29 protein-coding genes are annotated in these 14,617 nt (G+C 58.0%); all 29 read left to right on the forward strand.

Features of this window, described 5'->3' with window-relative positions; genetic code table 11:
- A partial coding sequence (locus H281_RS35010; RefSeq protein ID WP_020070580.1) for an EF-Tu C-terminal domain-related protein occupies positions 1 to 360 on the forward strand: 360 nt, incomplete at its 5' end.
- A gap of 130 nt (positions 361 to 490) precedes the next feature.
- Positions 491 to 802 (forward strand): 30S ribosomal protein S10, encoded by a 312-nt coding sequence (rpsJ, locus tag H281_RS0128620; RefSeq protein WP_006998489.1) that lies wholly within the window; start codon positions 491 to 493, stop codon positions 800 to 802.
- 201 nt (positions 803 to 1,003) lie between these two features.
- The gene (gene rplC / locus H281_RS0128625; protein WP_007180137.1) at positions 1,004 to 1,663 is read left to right on the forward strand and encodes a 50S ribosomal protein L3; all 660 of its coding nucleotides are present in this window, start codon (positions 1,004 to 1,006) and stop codon (positions 1,661 to 1,663) included.
- Positions 1,663 to 2,283: a 50S ribosomal protein L4 gene (gene rplD, locus H281_RS0128630; RefSeq protein WP_007180136.1), complete on the forward strand. Its 621-nt coding sequence runs from the start codon at positions 1,663 to 1,665 to the stop codon at positions 2,281 to 2,283. Before rplC ends, rplD begins: the two co-directional genes overlap by 1 nt.
- Positions 2,280 to 2,594: a 50S ribosomal protein L23 gene (gene rplW, locus H281_RS0128635; RefSeq protein WP_007180135.1), complete on the forward strand. Its 315-nt coding sequence runs from the start codon at positions 2,280 to 2,282 to the stop codon at positions 2,592 to 2,594. Before rplD ends, rplW begins: the two co-directional genes overlap by 4 nt.
- 2 nt (positions 2,595 to 2,596) lie before the next feature.
- Positions 2,597 to 3,424, forward strand: coding sequence for a 50S ribosomal protein L2 (gene rplB, locus H281_RS0128640; protein WP_020070581.1), 828 nt, complete (start codon positions 2,597 to 2,599; stop codon positions 3,422 to 3,424).
- A gap of 10 nt (positions 3,425 to 3,434) precedes the next feature.
- Positions 3,435 to 3,710: a 30S ribosomal protein S19 gene (gene rpsS, locus H281_RS0128645; RefSeq protein ID WP_004199273.1), complete on the forward strand. Its 276-nt coding sequence runs from the start codon at positions 3,435 to 3,437 to the stop codon at positions 3,708 to 3,710.
- 10 nt (positions 3,711 to 3,720) lie between these two features.
- Positions 3,721 to 4,050: a 50S ribosomal protein L22 gene (gene rplV / locus H281_RS0128650; RefSeq protein WP_011490054.1), complete on the forward strand. Its 330-nt coding sequence runs from the start codon at positions 3,721 to 3,723 to the stop codon at positions 4,048 to 4,050.
- A gap of 11 nt (positions 4,051 to 4,061) precedes the next feature.
- Positions 4,062 to 4,868: a 30S ribosomal protein S3 gene (gene rpsC, locus H281_RS0128655; RefSeq protein ID WP_020070582.1), complete on the forward strand. Its 807-nt coding sequence runs from the start codon at positions 4,062 to 4,064 to the stop codon at positions 4,866 to 4,868.
- A 2-nt stretch (positions 4,869 to 4,870) separates the two neighbouring features.
- A complete protein-coding gene (gene rplP, locus H281_RS0128660) occupies positions 4,871 to 5,287 on the forward strand; it encodes a 50S ribosomal protein L16 (protein WP_013340739.1) in 417 nt (138 codons plus the stop codon).
- A gap of 10 nt (positions 5,288 to 5,297) precedes the next feature.
- Positions 5,298 to 5,492 (forward strand): 50S ribosomal protein L29, encoded by a 195-nt coding sequence (rpmC, locus tag H281_RS0128665; RefSeq protein WP_007180130.1) that lies wholly within the window; start codon positions 5,298 to 5,300, stop codon positions 5,490 to 5,492.
- Positions 5,489 to 5,761 (forward strand): 30S ribosomal protein S17, encoded by a 273-nt coding sequence (gene rpsQ / locus H281_RS0128670; protein WP_007180129.1) that lies wholly within the window; start codon positions 5,489 to 5,491, stop codon positions 5,759 to 5,761. Before rpmC ends, rpsQ begins: the two co-directional genes overlap by 4 nt.
- A gap of 289 nt (positions 5,762 to 6,050) precedes the next feature.
- Complete coding sequence (gene rplN / locus H281_RS0128675) at positions 6,051 to 6,419, forward strand: 50S ribosomal protein L14 (RefSeq protein WP_006052212.1); 369 nt, start codon at positions 6,051 to 6,053, stop codon at positions 6,417 to 6,419.
- Positions 6,420 to 6,428: 9 nt separating this feature from the next.
- Entirely contained in the window at positions 6,429 to 6,737 is a 309-nt protein-coding gene (gene rplX, locus H281_RS0128680) for a 50S ribosomal protein L24 (protein WP_020070584.1), read from the forward strand.
- A gap of 17 nt (positions 6,738 to 6,754) precedes the next feature.
- Positions 6,755 to 7,294 (forward strand): 50S ribosomal protein L5, encoded by a 540-nt coding sequence (gene rplE / locus H281_RS0128685; protein WP_006052214.1) that lies wholly within the window; start codon positions 6,755 to 6,757, stop codon positions 7,292 to 7,294.
- A 7-nt stretch (positions 7,295 to 7,301) separates the two neighbouring features.
- Positions 7,302 to 7,607, forward strand: coding sequence for a 30S ribosomal protein S14 (gene rpsN, locus H281_RS0128690; RefSeq protein WP_006052215.1), 306 nt, complete (start codon positions 7,302 to 7,304; stop codon positions 7,605 to 7,607).
- Positions 7,608 to 7,621: 14 nt separating this feature from the next.
- Positions 7,622 to 8,017, forward strand: coding sequence for a 30S ribosomal protein S8 (gene rpsH, locus H281_RS0128695; RefSeq protein ID WP_006052216.1), 396 nt, complete (start codon positions 7,622 to 7,624; stop codon positions 8,015 to 8,017).
- Between the two features lie 18 nt (positions 8,018 to 8,035).
- Positions 8,036 to 8,566 carry a 50S ribosomal protein L6 gene (gene rplF, locus H281_RS0128700; RefSeq protein ID WP_006052217.1) on the forward strand — a complete coding sequence of 177 codons (531 nt, stop codon included), beginning with the start codon at positions 8,036 to 8,038 and terminating at the stop codon, positions 8,564 to 8,566.
- A 12-nt stretch (positions 8,567 to 8,578) separates the two neighbouring features.
- The gene (gene rplR / locus H281_RS0128705) at positions 8,579 to 8,944 is read left to right on the forward strand and encodes a 50S ribosomal protein L18 (RefSeq protein ID WP_006052218.1); all 366 of its coding nucleotides are present in this window, start codon (positions 8,579 to 8,581) and stop codon (positions 8,942 to 8,944) included.
- Between the two features lie 14 nt (positions 8,945 to 8,958).
- The gene (gene rpsE / locus H281_RS0128710; RefSeq protein WP_006052219.1) at positions 8,959 to 9,477 is read left to right on the forward strand and encodes a 30S ribosomal protein S5; all 519 of its coding nucleotides are present in this window, start codon (positions 8,959 to 8,961) and stop codon (positions 9,475 to 9,477) included.
- A 10-nt stretch (positions 9,478 to 9,487) separates the two neighbouring features.
- Positions 9,488 to 9,670, forward strand: coding sequence for a 50S ribosomal protein L30 (gene rpmD / locus H281_RS0128715; RefSeq protein WP_007180126.1), 183 nt, complete (start codon positions 9,488 to 9,490; stop codon positions 9,668 to 9,670).
- 29 nt (positions 9,671 to 9,699) lie between these two features.
- Positions 9,700 to 10,134 (forward strand): 50S ribosomal protein L15, encoded by a 435-nt coding sequence (gene rplO, locus H281_RS0128720; RefSeq protein ID WP_020070585.1) that lies wholly within the window; start codon positions 9,700 to 9,702, stop codon positions 10,132 to 10,134.
- Positions 10,135 to 10,180: 46 nt separating this feature from the next.
- The gene (gene secY / locus H281_RS0128725; RefSeq protein WP_020070586.1) at positions 10,181 to 11,527 is read left to right on the forward strand and encodes a preprotein translocase subunit SecY; all 1,347 of its coding nucleotides are present in this window, start codon (positions 10,181 to 10,183) and stop codon (positions 11,525 to 11,527) included.
- A gap of 8 nt (positions 11,528 to 11,535) precedes the next feature.
- Complete coding sequence (gene infA / locus H281_RS0128730; RefSeq protein WP_004521905.1) at positions 11,536 to 11,754, forward strand: translation initiation factor IF-1; 219 nt, start codon at positions 11,536 to 11,538, stop codon at positions 11,752 to 11,754.
- Between the two features lie 20 nt (positions 11,755 to 11,774).
- Positions 11,775 to 11,891: a 50S ribosomal protein L36 gene (gene rpmJ, locus H281_RS0128735; RefSeq protein WP_004199844.1), complete on the forward strand. Its 117-nt coding sequence runs from the start codon at positions 11,775 to 11,777 to the stop codon at positions 11,889 to 11,891.
- A gap of 41 nt (positions 11,892 to 11,932) precedes the next feature.
- Positions 11,933 to 12,298: a 30S ribosomal protein S13 gene (rpsM, locus tag H281_RS0128740; RefSeq protein WP_006052223.1), complete on the forward strand. Its 366-nt coding sequence runs from the start codon at positions 11,933 to 11,935 to the stop codon at positions 12,296 to 12,298.
- Between the two features lie 28 nt (positions 12,299 to 12,326).
- A complete protein-coding gene (rpsK, locus tag H281_RS0128745) occupies positions 12,327 to 12,731 on the forward strand; it encodes a 30S ribosomal protein S11 (RefSeq protein ID WP_006052224.1) in 405 nt (134 codons plus the stop codon).
- Between the two features lie 156 nt (positions 12,732 to 12,887).
- Positions 12,888 to 13,511 (forward strand): 30S ribosomal protein S4, encoded by a 624-nt coding sequence (rpsD, locus tag H281_RS0128750; RefSeq protein WP_020070587.1) that lies wholly within the window; start codon positions 12,888 to 12,890, stop codon positions 13,509 to 13,511.
- Between the two features lie 124 nt (positions 13,512 to 13,635).
- The gene (locus H281_RS0128755) at positions 13,636 to 14,613 is read left to right on the forward strand and encodes a DNA-directed RNA polymerase subunit alpha (protein WP_006052226.1); all 978 of its coding nucleotides are present in this window, start codon (positions 13,636 to 13,638) and stop codon (positions 14,611 to 14,613) included.
- The last annotated feature ends 4 nt before the right edge of the window (positions 14,614 to 14,617 follow it).

Below are 14,617 nucleotides of genomic sequence, written 5' to 3' on the forward strand. Positions count from 1 at the left end.
GGTATCCTGCTGCGCGGCACGAAGCGCGAAGACGTGGAGCGTGGCCAGGTGCTGGCCAAGCCGGGTTCGATCAACCCGCACACGCACTTCACGGCTGAGGTGTACGTGCTGAGCAAGGACGAAGGCGGCCGCCACACGCCGTTCTTCAACAACTATCGTCCGCAGTTCTACTTCCGTACGACGGACGTGACGGGCTCGATCGAGTTGCCGAAGGACAAGGAAATGGTCATGCCGGGCGACAACGTGTCGATCACGGTGAAGCTGATCAACCCGATCGCGATGGAAGAAGGTCTGCGCTTCGCTATCCGCGAAGGCGGCCGTACCGTCGGCGCCGGTGTCGTTGCCAAGATTCTCGAGTAAAATCGCGGATTGACGTATTTGCTGTAAGTGGTGCCCGGAGCCGGGCGCCGGCCCTCAGCGGGCGCCCGGCTCTACGTTCTTTTACTGTCTGGCGGCGCAATACCGCCTCGCTCTTTTTCAAGGAATTGTCATGCAGAACCAGAAAATCCGCATTCGCCTGAAGGCTTTCGACTATCGCCTGATCGACCAATCGGCTGCTGAAATCGTCGACACGGCAAAGCGGACTGGCGCAATCGTTCGTGGTCCGGTGCCCCTGCCGACCCGCATTCAACGCTTCGACATCCTGCGTTCGCCGCACGTCAACAAGACGTCGCGCGATCAGCTCGAAATCCGCACGCACCAGCGCCTGATGGACATCGTCGATCCGACGGACAAGACCGTCGACGCACTGATGAAGCTGGACTTGCCGGCAGGCGTGGACGTCGAAATCAAGCTGCAATAAGGGCTTCGAGCGTTGCTCAGCGTCGCTGACAACGCTAAGTCTTTGATTGCTTGCAGAAAACGAAAAGCCTCGCTATAATGCAAGGCTTTTCGCGCATTTGCGCAAAAAAGTCGGTGTGCTGCAGCATGCATTCATGCCCGAAACGGCACCGGCATTTTGTAAATTAGCCCCGACCAATCGCAGTCGGGAATGGAGAAAACGATGAGCCTTGGACTCGTAGGTCGCAAGGTTGGCATGACCCGTATCTTCACGGCAGAAGGGGATTCGATTCCCGTTACCGTGCTGGACGTGTCCGACAACCGCGTGACGCAGATCAAGACTGTTGAAACCGACGGCTACACGGCCGTGCAGGTTGCATTCGGTACGCGCCGTGCATCGCGTGTGACGAAGCCGTTGGCCGGTCATCTCGCCAAAGCCGGTGTTCAAGCCGGTGAAATCCTCAAAGAATTCCAGATCGACGCCGCTAAGGCTGCCGAGTTGTCGAACGGCACCGTAGTTGGTCCTGACCTGTTCGAAGTAGGCCAGAAGGTCGACGTGCAAGGCGTGTCGATTGGTAAGGGCTACGCCGGTACCATCAAGCGTTACAACTTCGCATCCGGCCGTGCATCGCACGGTAACTCGCGCTCGCACAACGTGCCGGGTTCGATCGGTATGGCGCAGGATCCGGGTCGTGTTTTCCCGGGTAAGCGCATGACCGGTCACATGGGTGACGACACGGTAACGGTGCAAAACCTCGAAATCGCTCGTATCGACGCTGACCGCAAGCTGTTGCTGGTCAAGGGCGCCGTTCCGGGTGCGAAGGGTGGCAAGGTATTCGTTACGCCGGCCGTGAAGACGCGTGCCGTGAAAGGAGCGAAATAATGGAACTTAAGCTCCTGAATGCCAATGGTCAGGAAGGTGCAGGCGTTAGCGCGTCGGACGTCGTGTTCGGCCGCGATTACAACGAAGCCCTGATTCACCAGGTGGTGGTTGCGTATCAAGCGAATGCCCGTAGCGGCAACCGCGCGCAGAAAGATCGTGAGCAAGTCAAGCACACGACCAAGAAGCCGTGGCGTCAGAAGGGTACGGGCCGCGCCCGTGCCGGTATGTCGTCGAGCCCGTTGTGGCGCGGCGGTGGCCGGATCTTCCCGAATTCGCCGGAAGAAAACTTTTCGCACAAGGTTAACAAGAAGATGCATCGCGCAGGTCTCTGCTCGATCTTCTCGCAGCTGGCCCGCGAAGGCCGTATCTCAGTTGTCGACGAGCTGACGCTCGAAGCTCCGAAGACCAAGCTGCTGGCCGAAAAATTCAAGGCGATGGGTCTCGACTCCGTGCTGGTGATTACCGACACGGTTGACGAAAACCTGTACCTCGCGTCGCGCAACCTCGCCCATGTGGCGGTTGTCGAGCCGCGTTACGCCGACCCGCTGTCGCTGATCTACTTCAAGAAGATCCTGATCACGAAGGCTGCGGTCGCCCAGATCGAGGAGTTGCTGTCATGAGCGAGATTCGCAAAAACGATCATCGTTTGATGCAGGTCCTGCTCGCGCCGGTGATCTCCGAAAAGGCGACGCTGGTGGCCGACAAGAACGAGCAAGTCGTGTTCGAAGTCGCGCCCGATGCCACGAAGCAGGAAGTGAAAGCTGCAGTCGAGCTGCTGTTCAAGGTGGAAGTCAATTCCGTCAACGTGCTGGTCTCGAAGGGCAAAGCCAAGCGCTTTGGCCGCTTCATGGGCAAGCGCAAAGACGTGAAGAAGGCATATGTCTGCCTGAAGCCCGGCCAGGAAATCAACTTTGAAGCGGAGGCCAAGTAATCATGGCAATCGTTAAAGTTAAGCCGACTTCGCCGGGTCGCCGCGCGATGGTCAAGGTGGTCAACAAGGATCTGTACAAGGGCAAGCCGTTTGCACCGCTGCTCGACTCGCAATCCTCCACCGCCGGCCGTAACAACAATGGCCACATCACTACGCGTCACAAGGGTGGTGGTCACAAGCATCATTACCGTGTCGTCGATTTCCGTCGCAACAAGGACGGCATCGCAGCGAAGGTCGAACGTCTCGAATACGATCCGAACCGTAGCGCGAACATCGCGCTGGTTCTGTATGCGGACGGCGAGCGCCGTTACATCATCGCTCCGAAGGGTATCACCGTCGGTCAGCAGCTGATGTCCGGTTCGGAAGCGCCGATTCGCGCAGGCAACACGCTGCCGATCCGCAACATTCCGGTCGGTACGACGATCCACTGCATCGAAATGCTGCCGGGCAAGGGCGCGCAAATGGCGCGTTCGGCTGGCACGTCGGCGATGTTGCTGGCTCGTGAAGGCATCTACGCACAGGTCCGCCTGCGCTCGGGTGAAATCCGCCGCGTCCACGTTGAGTGCCGCGCGACGATTGGTGAAGTTGGCAACGAAGAGCATAGCCTCCGTCAAATCGGTAAGGCTGGCGCAAACCGCTGGCGCGGTATCCGCCCGACGGTGCGTGGCGTTGCAATGAACCCGGTCGATCACCCGCACGGTGGTGGTGAAGGCAAGACGGCTGCAGGTCGCGATCCGGTGAGCCCGTGGGGCACGCCTGCTAAGGGTTATCGCACCCGCAGCAACAAGCGCACGACGAGCATGATCGTCCAGCGCCGTCACAAGCGTTAAGGAGTAGGCAATGGCACGTTCTGTAAAAAAAGGTCCGTTCTGCGACGCCCATTTGCTGAAGAAAGTTGAGGCGGCAGCAGCTTCGCGGGATAAGAAGCCGATCAAAACCTGGTCGCGTCGCTCGACGATCCTCCCGGATTTCATCGGTCTGACGATCGCCGTTCATAACGGCCGTCAACACGTTCCGGTGTACATCTCGGAAAACATGGTCGGCCACAAGCTTGGCGAGTTCGCACTGACCCGTACGTTCAAGGGTCACGCAGCCGACAAGAAGGCTAAGAAATAAGGGGCTCAAGATGGAAGTGAAAGCAATTCATCGCGGTGCCCGCATCTCGGCGCAGAAAACGCGCCTTGTGGCTGACCAGATCCGCGGTTTGCCGGTCGACAAGGCGCTGAACGTTTTGACGTTCTCGCCGAAGAAGGCTGCGGGAATCGTGAAAAAGGTCGTGCTGTCGGCGATCGCGAATGCGGAGCATAACGAAGGCGCCGATATCGATGAGCTCAAGATCACGAGCATTTACATCGACAAGGCTGCGTCGCTCAAGCGTTTTACCGCGCGCGCTAAAGGCCGCGGTAACCGCATCGAGAAGCAATCCTGTCACATCACTGTGACGGTCGGGAATTAAGGGGTCATACGATGGGACAGAAAATTCATCCGACTGGCTTCCGTTTGGCCGTCAGCCGCAATTGGGCGTCGCGTTGGTACGCGAACAACAACAATTTCGCGGCGATGTTGCAGGAAGACATCGGTGTTCGTGAATACCTGAAGAAGAAGCTGAAGAACGCTTCGGTTGGTCGCGTCGTTATCGAGCGTCCGGCGAAAAACGCGCGCATCACGATTTATAGCTCGCGTCCGGGTGTGGTCATCGGTAAGAAGGGCGAGGATATCGAGCTGCTGAAGTCGGAACTGCAACGCCGCATGGGCGTTCCGGTCCACGTCAACATCGAAGAAATCCGCAAGCCGGAAACCGATGCGCAACTGATCGCCGACTCGATCACGCAACAGCTCGAGCGCCGGATCATGTTCCGCCGCGCGATGAAGCGTGCGATGCAGAACGCGATGCGTCTGGGTGCTCAAGGCATCAAGATCATGAGCGCTGGTCGTCTGAACGGTATCGAAATCGCTCGTACGGAATGGTATCGCGAAGGTCGCGTTCCGCTTCATACGCTGCGCGCAGATATCGACTATGCGACTTCGGAAGCGAAGACGACGTACGGCATCATCGGCGTGAAGGTGTGGGTCTACAAGGGCGATACGCTCGGCCGCAACGACGCACCGGTGGTTGAAGAAGTCGCCGAAGAAAAGCGTCCGCGTCGCAACGCACGTCCGGGTGGCGATCGCCGTCCGCGTCGCGATGGTGAAGGTGGTGGCCCGGCAGGTGCACGCCGTGGCGCTCCTCGTCGTGCTGGCGGTGCCGGCGGCGACGGGAAGACTGGAGAATAACGATGCTGCAACCGAAACGCAGAAAGTATCGCAAAGAGCAGAAAGGTCGTAACACCGGTGTCGCTACCCGCGGTAACGCGGTGTCGTTCGGTGAATTCGGCCTGAAGGCTATCGGTCGTGGTCGTTTGACCGCGCGCCAGATTGAAGCGGCACGTCGCGCAATGACGCGTCACATCAAGCGTGGTGGCCGCATCTGGATCCGCATCTTCCCGGACAAGCCGATCTCGCACAAGCCGGCTGAAGTACGTATGGGTAACGGTAAAGGTAACCCTGAGTACTACGTCGCAGAGATTCAACCGGGCAAGATGCTGTACGAAATGGACGGCGTAACCGAAGAGCTGGCACGCGAAGCGTTCCGTCTGGCTGCAGCTAAGCTGCCGCTGAAGACGACCTTCATCGTGCGTCAGCTTGGCGCCTAAGGAGCAAATGATGAAGGCTTCCGAACTTCACCAGAAAGATCAGGCCGCGCTCAACAAGGAGCTGTCGGACCTGCTGAAGGCGCAATTCGGCCTGCGCATGCAACTCGCGACCCAGCAGCTCACGAACACGAGCCAGCTGAAGAAGGTTCGTCGCGACATCGCACGTGTGCGGACCGTCCTGACTGAGAAGGCGAACCAGAAATGAACGATAGCGTAAAAACCTCGCTCAAGCGGACGCTGGTCGGCAAGGTCGTCAGCAACAAGATGGACAAGACGGTCACCGTGCTGGTTGAGCACCGCGTGAAGCACCCGATCTACGGCAAGTATGTTGTGCGCTCGAAGAAGTACCACGCGCACGACGACGCGAACACGTACAACGAGGGTGACCTCGTTGAAATCCAGGAAACTCGTCCGATTTCGAAGACGAAGGCTTGGGTTGTGGCTCGCCTGGTCGAGGCTGCTCGCGTCATCTGACGCCGCTGAGTAGTAGAAGTTGTTGAAATCGCAGTAGATTTCGCTTGCAAGACCGAGATTATTTGTTATAATCTCGGTCTTCCCTCTTTATGGGAGCCCCGTCGCGGGCGAAGTTGGTGGGGGAAGCGGTTCAGGCGCCAGTCTGTCCCGAAGGATTCACCGGATTGCGATGGCGGGTTTCGTTTGCCGTCGCTGCTGTTCTAACCCAAGCAGCCGATTGGCTGACGGGACCAAGACTGACCGGGTACGCCATGGTGGTGTGACCGGATTAAGTTGGGAAAGATAAACCATGATCCAGACCGAAACTCGGCTTGAAGTGGCCGACAACACGGGTGCGCGTGAAGTCATGTGCATCAAGGTGCTCGGCGGCTCGAAGCGTCGTTATGCCAGCATTGGCGACATCATCAAGGTGACCGTCAAAGAAGCAACGCCGCGCGGGCGCGTGAAGAAAGGCGAAATTTATAACGCCGTGGTGGTTCGCACCGCCAAGGGCGTGCGCCGTCAGGACGGCTCGCTGATCAAGTTCGATGGCAACGCCGCAGTGTTGTTGAATGCCAAGCTCGAACCTATTGGCACCCGTATTTTCGGGCCTGTCACGCGCGAGTTGCGCAGCGAACGATTCATGAAGATCGTTTCGTTGGCACCTGAAGTGCTGTAAGGAGTCGCGATGAACAAGATTCGCAAAGGTGACGAAGTTATCGTCATCACCGGCAAAGATAAAGGCAAGCGCGGCGTCGTGCTGTCCGTTGGCGAAGGCAAGGTGACTGTCGAGGGTATCAACCTCGTCAAGAAACACGTCAAGCCGAACCCGATGAAGGGTACGACGGGTGGTGTGGAAGCCAAGACGATGCCGCTGCAAATTTCGAACGTCGCATTGGTCGACGCGAATGGCAAGGCGTCGCGTGTAGGCATCAAGGTCGAAGGAGACAAGAAGGTCCGTTTCCTTAAGACGACTGGTGCCGAGCTGAGCGCCTGACGCTGCGGAGTAAAAAAATGGCTCGTTTGCAAGAGTTTTACAAAGAAAAGGTTGTACCCGGCCTCATCGAGAAGTTCGGTTACAAGTCCGTGATGGAAGTGCCGCGCATCACCAAGATCACCCTGAACATGGGCCTTGGCGAAGCGGTTGCTGACAAGAAGATCATCGAAAACGCCGTTGGCGACCTGACGAAGATCGCAGGCCAAAAGCCGGTGATCACGAAGGCACGCAAGGCAATCGCTGGCTTCAAGATTCGTCAGGGATACCCGATCGGTGCAATGGTCACGTTGCGTGGTCAGGCAATGTACGAATTTCTGGACCGTTTCGTGACGGTTGCGCTCCCCCGTGTGCGTGACTTCCGTGGCGTGTCGGGTCGTGCGTTCGACGGTCGCGGCAACTACAACATCGGTGTGAAAGAGCAGATCATTTTCCCCGAAATCGACTACGACAAGATCGACGCACTGCGTGGGCTGAACATCAGCATCACGACGACTGCGAAGACCGACGACGAAGCAAAGGCTCTGCTCGCCAGCTTCAAGTTCCCGTTCAGAAACTGAGGTTACCGTGGCTAAACTGGCACTGATCGAACGTGAAAAGAAGCGTGCTCGCCTCGCCGCTAAGTACGCGCCCAAGCGTGCAGAGTTGAAGGCGATCATTGGCGATATGAGCAAGTCGGACGAAGAGCATTACGCAGCACGTCTGGAACTGCAACAACTGCCGCGCAACTCTAACCCGACCCGTAAGCGCAATCGTTGCGCAATTACCGGTCGTCCGCGCGGTACGTTCCGTAAATTCGGGCTGGCGCGTAACAAGATTCGCGAAATCGCGTTCCGCGGCGAGATCCCTGGCCTGACCAAGGCGAGCTGGTAATAGGAGAAACGTAAATGAGCATGAGTGATCCTATCGCCGATATGCTGACTCGCATCCGCAACGCGCAGATGGTTGAGAAAGTCTCGGTGACTATGCCCTCGTCGAAAGTCAAGGTTGCGATTGCGCAGGTCCTGAAGGACGAAGGCTATATCGATGATTTCGCAGTGAAGTCCGAAGGTGCGAAGTCTGAATTGAACATCGTGTTGAAGTACTACGCTGGCCGTCCGGTGATCGAGCGCATTGAGCGCGTCTCGAAGCCTGGTCTGCGTGTGTACCGCGGCCGTAACGACATCCCCGTGGTCATGAATGGCCTCGGCGTGGCAATCGTGTCGACGCCGAAGGGCGTGATGACGGACCGCAAGGCGCGCGCAACGGGCGTTGGCGGCGAAGTCATCTGCTACGTCGCTTAAGGCCGAAAGGAGAGAAACATGTCTCGAGTAGGTAAAAGCCCGATCGCGCTGCAAGGCGCAGAAGTGGCCCTGAGCGACGATCGCATTACCGTCAAGGGCCCGCTGGGTACGATCACGCAGGCGGCTAACCGCCTCGTGAAAGTGGTGAACGACAACGGCATTCTGAAGATCGAGCCGGTGGACGAAAGCCGCGAAGCGAATGCGATGTCGGGCACGATGCGCGCACTGGTGGCGAACATGGTGAACGGCGTGACGAAGGGTTTCGAGCGCAAGCTGACGCTGGTTGGCGTCGGTTACCGCGCACAGGCGCAAGGCGACAAGCTGAACCTGTCGCTGGGTTTCTCGCACCCCGTGGTGCACCAGATGCCGGAAGGCGTCAAGGCTGAAACCCCGTCGCAAACCGAAATCGTGATCAAGGGGATCGACAAGCAGAAAGTTGGCCAAGTCGCGGCAGAAGTGCGCGGCTATCGTCCGCCGGAGCCCTATAAGGGCAAGGGTGTGCGCTACGCCAACGAGGTCGTGATCCTCAAAGAAACGAAGAAGAAGTAAGGGTGCGCAATCATGGATAAGACTCAATCTCGCCTGCGCCGCGCTCGTCAGACGCGTATCAAGATCGCTGAGCTGCAGGTCGCGCGTCTCGCCGTGCATCGCACGAATACGCACATCTATGCGCAAGTGTTCTCGCCGTGCGGCACCAAGGTGCTCGCCAGCGCGTCGACGCTCGAGGCCGAAGTGCGTGCGCAACTGGCTGATCAAACGGGCAAGGGCGGCAACGTCGCTGCTGCCACGCTGATCGGCAAGCGCATCGCAGAAAAGGCTAAGGCTGCCGGCATCGAATCCGTCGCCTTCGACCGTTCGGGTTTCCGTTACCACGGCCGCGTGAAAGCGCTGGCTGATGCGGCGCGTGAAGCCGGACTCAAGTTCTAAGGGAAGAATTCGTCATGGCAAAGATGCAAGCGAAAGTTCAGGCTGACGAACGCGACGACGGCCTGCGTGAAAAGATGATTTCGGTCAACCGCGTGACCAAGGTCGTGAAGGGTGGCCGTATTCTCGGTTTCGCCGCACTGACCGTGGTCGGCGACGGTGATGGCCGCGTCGGTATGGGCAAGGGCAAGGCGAAGGAAGTGCCTGTCGCTGTCCAGAAGGCGATGGAACAAGCCCGCCGCAACATGTTCAAGGTGCCGCTGAAGAACGGTACCCTGCAACACGAAGTGCACGGCAAGCACGGCGCATCGATGGTCCTCCTCGCTCCGGCGAAGGACGGTACCGGTGTGATCGCTGGCGGTCCGATGCGCGCAGTGTTCGACGTGATGGGCGTGCAGAACGTTGTGGCCAAGAGCCACGGTTCGACGAACCCGTATAACCTCGTTCGTGCAACGCTCGACGGTCTGCGCAAGCAGTCCACGCCGGGCGACATCGCGGCGAAGCGCGGCAAGTCCGTCGAAGATATTCTGGGCTAAGGTGGACACCATGTCTGATAAAACTGTCAAGGTCCAGCTCGTCAAGAGCCTGATCGGCACCCGCGAAACGCACCGTGCAACGGTGCGTGGCCTCGGTCTGCGCCGACTCAACTCGGTTAGCGAATTGCAGGACACGCCGGCCGTGCGCGGCATGATCAACAAGGTTTCGTACCTCGTTAAGGTCATCAGCTAAGCGGCTGACCGGGACTCAAGGAGTTGATAATGGAATTGAATAACCTGAAGCCGGCTGAAGGCGCGAAGCACGCAAAGCGTCGCGTTGGTCGCGGCATCGGCTCTGGCCTGGGCAAGACCGCCGGCCGTGGTCACAAAGGTCAGAAGTCGCGTTCGGGCGGCTTTCACAAGGTTGGCTTCGAAGGCGGTCAAATGCCGCTGCAACGTCGCCTGCCGAAGCGTGGCTTCACCTCGCTGACGAAGGAATTCGTTGGTGAAGTGCGTCTCTCCGATCTGGAAAAGCTGCCGGTCGACGAAATCGACCTGTTGGCTCTGAAGCAAGCCGGTTTGGTTGGCGAGCTGATCAAGAGCGCCAAGATCATCGCGACGGGCGAGCTCAAGCGCAAGATCGTTGTGAAGGGTCTGGGTGCGACGAAGGGTGCGCGCGCTGCTATTGAAGCAGCCGGCGGCTCTTTTGCCGAGTAACGCGCAAGTTATTTGCCGTCACTAGCATTTGCATCGGAGAAGGTACTTGGCTAACAGCCCGAGTCTCGTAAAACCCGGTCGCAGCGCGGCGAAGTTTGGCGATCTGCGTCGGCGAGCAGTGTTTCTGCTGCTGGCGCTGATCGTCTACCGTATCGGCGCGCACATTCCGGTGCCGGGTATCGACCCGGACCAGCTGGCAAAGTTGTTCCAGAGCCAGTCGGGCGGCATCCTTGGCATGTTCAACATGTTTTCGGGTGGCGCACTTTCGCGGTTCACGATTTTCGCGCTTGGGATTATGCCGTACATCTCGGCGTCGATCATCATGCAGTTGCTGGCGATTGTCTCGCCGCAGCTGGAAGCGCTGAAAAAGGAAGGGCAGGCGGGGCAGCGGAAGATCACGCAGTACACGCGGATCTTCACGGTCTTGCTGGCGACGTTCCAGGCATTCGGCATCGCCGTGGCATTGGAAAATCAGCCGGCTCTCGTGATCGATCCGGGAATGGTGTTTCGGCTGACGACGGTCGTGACGCTGGTAACGGGCACGATGTTCCTGATGTGGCTCGGTGAGCAGATTACGGAGCGCGGACTCGGCAACGGTATCTCGATCATCATTTTCGGCGGTATTGCAGCGGGTTTCCCGAATGCAATCGGTGGTCTCTTTGAACTGGTCCGAACCGGCTCGATGAGTATCATCTCGGCGATTATTGTCGTTGCGTTGATTGCTGCTGTGACGTATCTGGTGGTGTTCATCGAACGCGGCCAGCGCAAGATCCTTGTGAACTACGCGAAGCGGCAAGTCGGTAACAAGATTTACGGCGGTCAATCCTCGCATTTGCCGCTGAAGTTGAACATGTCGGGCGTGATTCCGCCGATCTTTGCATCGTCGATCATTCTCTTCCCGGCAACCATCCTGAACTGGTTTAGTTCGGGGTCGCGTACCGGCTGGTTCGCAGACACGCTGCATAATGTGGCCGAAGCCCTCAAGCCCGGCCAACCCGTGTACGTGTTGCTGTACGCGTTGGCGATCGTATTCTTCTGCTTTTTCTACACCGCTCTGGTGTTTAACAGCAGGGAGACGGCCGACAACCTGAAGAAGAGTGGCGCATTCGTTCCTGGCATCCGCCCGGGCGATCAAACGGCGCGATATATCGACCGCATCCTGACGCGTCTGACGCTGGCCGGTGCGATCTACATCGTGTTTGTTTGTCTGCTGCCCGAGTTCTTGGTGCTGCGCTGGAACGTGCCGTTTTATTTTGGTGGAACGTCGCTGCTGATCATTGTCGTCGTCACAATGGATTTCATGGCGCAGGTGCAGTCGTACGTTATGTCGCAACAGTATGAATCGCTGCTGAAGAAAGCTAATTTCAAAGGCGGCGGCGTCCCGATGCGTTGAAAGGACTTATGGCCAAAGACGATGTTATCCAGATGCAGGGTGAAGTCATCGAAAACCTGCCTAACGCTACCTTCAGGGTGAAGCTGGAAAACGGCCATGTCGTATTGGGACACATATCCGGGAAGATGCGGATGCACTACATCCGAATCTTGCCGGGCGACAAGGTGACGGTTGAATTGACGCCTTACGATCTGTCGCGTGCGCGGATCGTGTTCCGGGCGAAGTGATTTGAAAAAAGGGTAATATCATGAAAGTGATGGCATCGGTTAAGCGCATTTGCCGCAATTGCAAGATCATCAAGCGCAAAGGCGTTGTGCGCGTGATTTGCAGCTCTGATCCGCGCCACAAACAGCGTCAAGGCTGAACGCCGCGCTTTTGCTTGCGCTTTTTGTTTGAGGAAAAACAATGGCTCGTATCGCAGGGGTTAACATCCCGAATCACCAGCATACTGAAATCGGCCTGACGGCTATTTACGGTATCGGCCGCACGCGCTCGCGCGACATTTGCGTCGCTGCTGGTGTGGCATTTTCGAAGAAGGTCAAAGACCTGAACGACGCAGACCTCGAAAAGCTGCGTGAAGAAGTCGGCAAGTTCATCGTTGAAGGCGATCTGCGCCGTGAAACGACGATGAACATTAAGCGCCTGATGGATCTCGGCTGCTACCGTGGCGTTCGGCATCGTAAGGGCTTGCCCCTGCGCGGCCAGCGTACGCGTACGAATGCCCGTACGCGCAAGGGTCCGCGTCGTGCAGCGCAATCGCTGAAGAAGTAAGCGGAACTGACAGTTACAGGAAAACGTAATGGCTAAGGCTTCGAACAACTCCGCGGCGCAACGCGTTCGCAAGAAGGTCAAGAAGAACGTCGCCGAGGGCGTGGTTCACGTTCACGCGTCGTTCAACAACACCATCATCACGATCACCGATCGTCAAGGCAATGCACTTGCTTGGGCAACGTCGGGTGGTCAGGGCTTCAAGGGCTCGCGTAAATCGACCCCGTTTGCAGCCCAGGTGGCAGCCGAATCGGCTGGCCGCGTGGCGATGGAATACGGCGTGAAGAACCTCGAAGTGCGGATCAAGGGCCCCGGTCCTGGCCGTGAGTCGGCGGTGCGTGCGTTGCATGGTCTTGGCATCAAGATCACGGCGATCTCCGACGTCACTCCGGTCCCGCACAACGGCTGCCGTCCGCCGAAGCGTCGTCGTATCTAAGACGCTGTTTTCGCTAGCGCCTGTTGCCGCCGGATTTAGTAACCGGCGAAACAGGCTGCTTGCGCTATTGAATTGACTAAGCCCACTGTTCGACCCAAAGGGTTCGGACTAGCGCGAGTGTCTGCATTCGCGTGATCAATCAACGAAGGAATCAACGTGGCACGTTATATCGGCCCTAAGGCCAAGCTGTCCCGCCGTGAAGGCACTGACCTGTTCCTGAAGAGCGCCCGTCGTTCGCTCGCTGACAAGTGCAAGCTTGACAGCAAGCCTGGCCAGCATGGCCGCACGTCGGGTGCACGTACGTCCGACTACGGCACGCAGTTGCGCGAAAAGCAAAAAGTGAAGCGCATCTACGGTGTCCTCGAGCGCCAATTCCGCCGTTACTTCGCTGAAGCTGACCGTCTGAAGGGCAACACGGGTGAGAACCTGCTGCAATTGCTCGAGTCGCGTCTGGATAACGTCGTGTATCGCATGGGCTTCGGCTCGACGCGTGCTGAAGCGCGTCAGCTTGTGAGCCACAAGGCGATCACGGTGAACGGCGTTGTGTCGAACATCCCGTCGATGCAAGTGAAGGCAGGCGACGTCGTCGCAGTGCGCGAACAATCGAAGAAGCAAGCGCGTATCCTCGAAGCGCTGTCGCTGGCTGAACAAGGCGGTATGCCCAGCTGGGTCGCTGTCGATTCGAAGAAGTTCGAAGGCACGTTCAAGTCCAAGCCGGAACGCAGCGACATCGCTGGCGATATCAACGAAAGCCTGATCGTCGAATTGTATTCGCGGTAATCGGATTAATGGCCGGGGCACCCCGATTGCGTTGCGCAAGGGGGAGTCTCGGCTGTTTATTTTCAGGTTGTTACCGGTCAGCCTTATCGGTGTAACGAGCCGAGGGTATTGAAAAGGAAAACCTATGCAAACCAGTTTGTTGAAGCCCAAGATCATCGCAGTTGAATCGCTGGGCGAAAGCCACGCGAAAGTGGTCATGGAACCGTTTGAACGCGGTTACGGCCACACCTTGGGTAACGCGCTCCGGCGCGTGCTGTTGTCGTCGATGATCGGCTACGCGCCGACCGAAGTGACGATCGCAGGCGTCGTACATGAGTATTCGACGCTCGACGGTGTGCAAGAGGACGTGGTCAACCTGTTGTTGAACCTGAAGGGCGTAGTGTTCAAGTTGCATAACCGTGACGAAGTGACGGTTACGCTGCGCAAGGAAGGCGAAGGCGTTGTCACTGCTGGCGATATCGAACTCGCGCATGATTGCGAAGTCATCAACCCTGATCACGTGATTGCGCATCTGTCGAAGGGCGGCAAGCTCGACGTCCAGATCAAGGTTGAGAAGGGCCGCGGTTACGTGCCGGGCAATGTGCGTCGTTACGGCGAAGAGTCGGCCAAGATCATCGGTCGTATCGTGCTGGACGCGTCGTTCTCGCCGGTTCGCCGCGTGAGCTACGCCGTTGAAAGCGCTCGCGTCGAACAGCGTACCGACCTCGACAAGCTCGTGATGAACATCGAAACGAACGGTGTCATCTCGCCGGAAGAAGCGATCCGTCAATCGGCTCGCATTCTGGTTGATCAACTGTCTGTGTTCGCTGCACTGGAAGGCACCGAAGCAACGGCTGAAGCGCCGTCGCGCGCGCCGCAGATCGATCCGATCCTGCTGCGTCCGGTCGATGATCTCGAATTGACGGTTCGGTCCGCGAACTGTCTGAAGGCCGAGAACATCTACTACATCGGCGATCTGATCCAGCGCACGGAAAACGAGTTGCTCAAAACGCCGAATCTGGGCCGCAAGTCGTTGAACGAAATCAAGGAAGTACTGGCGTCGCGTGGTTTGACGCTCGGCATGAAGCTCGAAAATTGGCCGCCCGCTGGGCTGGACAAGTAAGTCG

The sequence above is a fragment of the Paraburkholderia caledonica genome, from assembly GCF_000383275.1.
Classification (GTDB): Bacteria; Pseudomonadota; Gammaproteobacteria; order Burkholderiales; family Burkholderiaceae; genus Paraburkholderia; species Paraburkholderia caledonica.

Excerpts from the sequence above, each read along its gene's own strand:
- rpsJ (WP_006998489.1), top strand. The coding sequence starts at position 491 with ATGCAGAACCAGAAAATCCGCATTCGCCTGAAGGCTTTCGACTATCGC.
- rplC (WP_007180137.1), top strand. The coding sequence starts at position 1,004 with ATGAGCCTTGGACTCGTAGGTCGCAAGGTTGGCATGACCCGTATCTTC.
- rplD (WP_007180136.1), top strand. The coding sequence starts at position 1,663 with ATGGAACTTAAGCTCCTGAATGCCAATGGTCAGGAAGGTGCAGGCGTT.
- rplW (WP_007180135.1), top strand. The coding sequence starts at position 2,280 with ATGAGCGAGATTCGCAAAAACGATCATCGTTTGATGCAGGTCCTGCTC.
- rplB (WP_020070581.1), top strand. The coding sequence starts at position 2,597 with ATGGCAATCGTTAAAGTTAAGCCGACTTCGCCGGGTCGCCGCGCGATG.
- rpsS (WP_004199273.1), top strand. The coding sequence starts at position 3,435 with ATGGCACGTTCTGTAAAAAAAGGTCCGTTCTGCGACGCCCATTTGCTG.
- rplV (WP_011490054.1), top strand. The coding sequence starts at position 3,721 with ATGGAAGTGAAAGCAATTCATCGCGGTGCCCGCATCTCGGCGCAGAAA.
- rpsC (WP_020070582.1), top strand. The coding sequence starts at position 4,062 with ATGGGACAGAAAATTCATCCGACTGGCTTCCGTTTGGCCGTCAGCCGC.
- rplP (WP_013340739.1), top strand. The coding sequence starts at position 4,871 with ATGCTGCAACCGAAACGCAGAAAGTATCGCAAAGAGCAGAAAGGTCGT.
- rpmC (WP_007180130.1), top strand. The coding sequence starts at position 5,298 with ATGAAGGCTTCCGAACTTCACCAGAAAGATCAGGCCGCGCTCAACAAG.
- rpsQ (WP_007180129.1), top strand. The coding sequence starts at position 5,489 with ATGAACGATAGCGTAAAAACCTCGCTCAAGCGGACGCTGGTCGGCAAG.
- rplN (WP_006052212.1), top strand. The coding sequence starts at position 6,051 with ATGATCCAGACCGAAACTCGGCTTGAAGTGGCCGACAACACGGGTGCG.
- rplX (WP_020070584.1), top strand. The coding sequence starts at position 6,429 with ATGAACAAGATTCGCAAAGGTGACGAAGTTATCGTCATCACCGGCAAA.
- rplE (WP_006052214.1), top strand. The coding sequence starts at position 6,755 with ATGGCTCGTTTGCAAGAGTTTTACAAAGAAAAGGTTGTACCCGGCCTC.
- rpsH (WP_006052216.1), top strand. The coding sequence starts at position 7,622 with ATGAGCATGAGTGATCCTATCGCCGATATGCTGACTCGCATCCGCAAC.
- rplF (WP_006052217.1), top strand. The coding sequence starts at position 8,036 with ATGTCTCGAGTAGGTAAAAGCCCGATCGCGCTGCAAGGCGCAGAAGTG.
- rplR (WP_006052218.1), top strand. The coding sequence starts at position 8,579 with ATGGATAAGACTCAATCTCGCCTGCGCCGCGCTCGTCAGACGCGTATC.
- rpsE (WP_006052219.1), top strand. The coding sequence starts at position 8,959 with ATGGCAAAGATGCAAGCGAAAGTTCAGGCTGACGAACGCGACGACGGC.
- rpmD (WP_007180126.1), top strand. The coding sequence starts at position 9,488 with ATGTCTGATAAAACTGTCAAGGTCCAGCTCGTCAAGAGCCTGATCGGC.
- rplO (WP_020070585.1), top strand. The coding sequence starts at position 9,700 with ATGGAATTGAATAACCTGAAGCCGGCTGAAGGCGCGAAGCACGCAAAG.
- infA (WP_004521905.1), top strand. The coding sequence starts at position 11,536 with ATGGCCAAAGACGATGTTATCCAGATGCAGGGTGAAGTCATCGAAAAC.
- rpmJ (WP_004199844.1), top strand. The coding sequence starts at position 11,775 with ATGAAAGTGATGGCATCGGTTAAGCGCATTTGCCGCAATTGCAAGATC.
- rpsM (WP_006052223.1), top strand. The coding sequence starts at position 11,933 with ATGGCTCGTATCGCAGGGGTTAACATCCCGAATCACCAGCATACTGAA.
- rpsK (WP_006052224.1), top strand. The coding sequence starts at position 12,327 with ATGGCTAAGGCTTCGAACAACTCCGCGGCGCAACGCGTTCGCAAGAAG.
- H281_RS0128755 (WP_006052226.1), top strand. The coding sequence starts at position 13,636 with ATGCAAACCAGTTTGTTGAAGCCCAAGATCATCGCAGTTGAATCGCTG.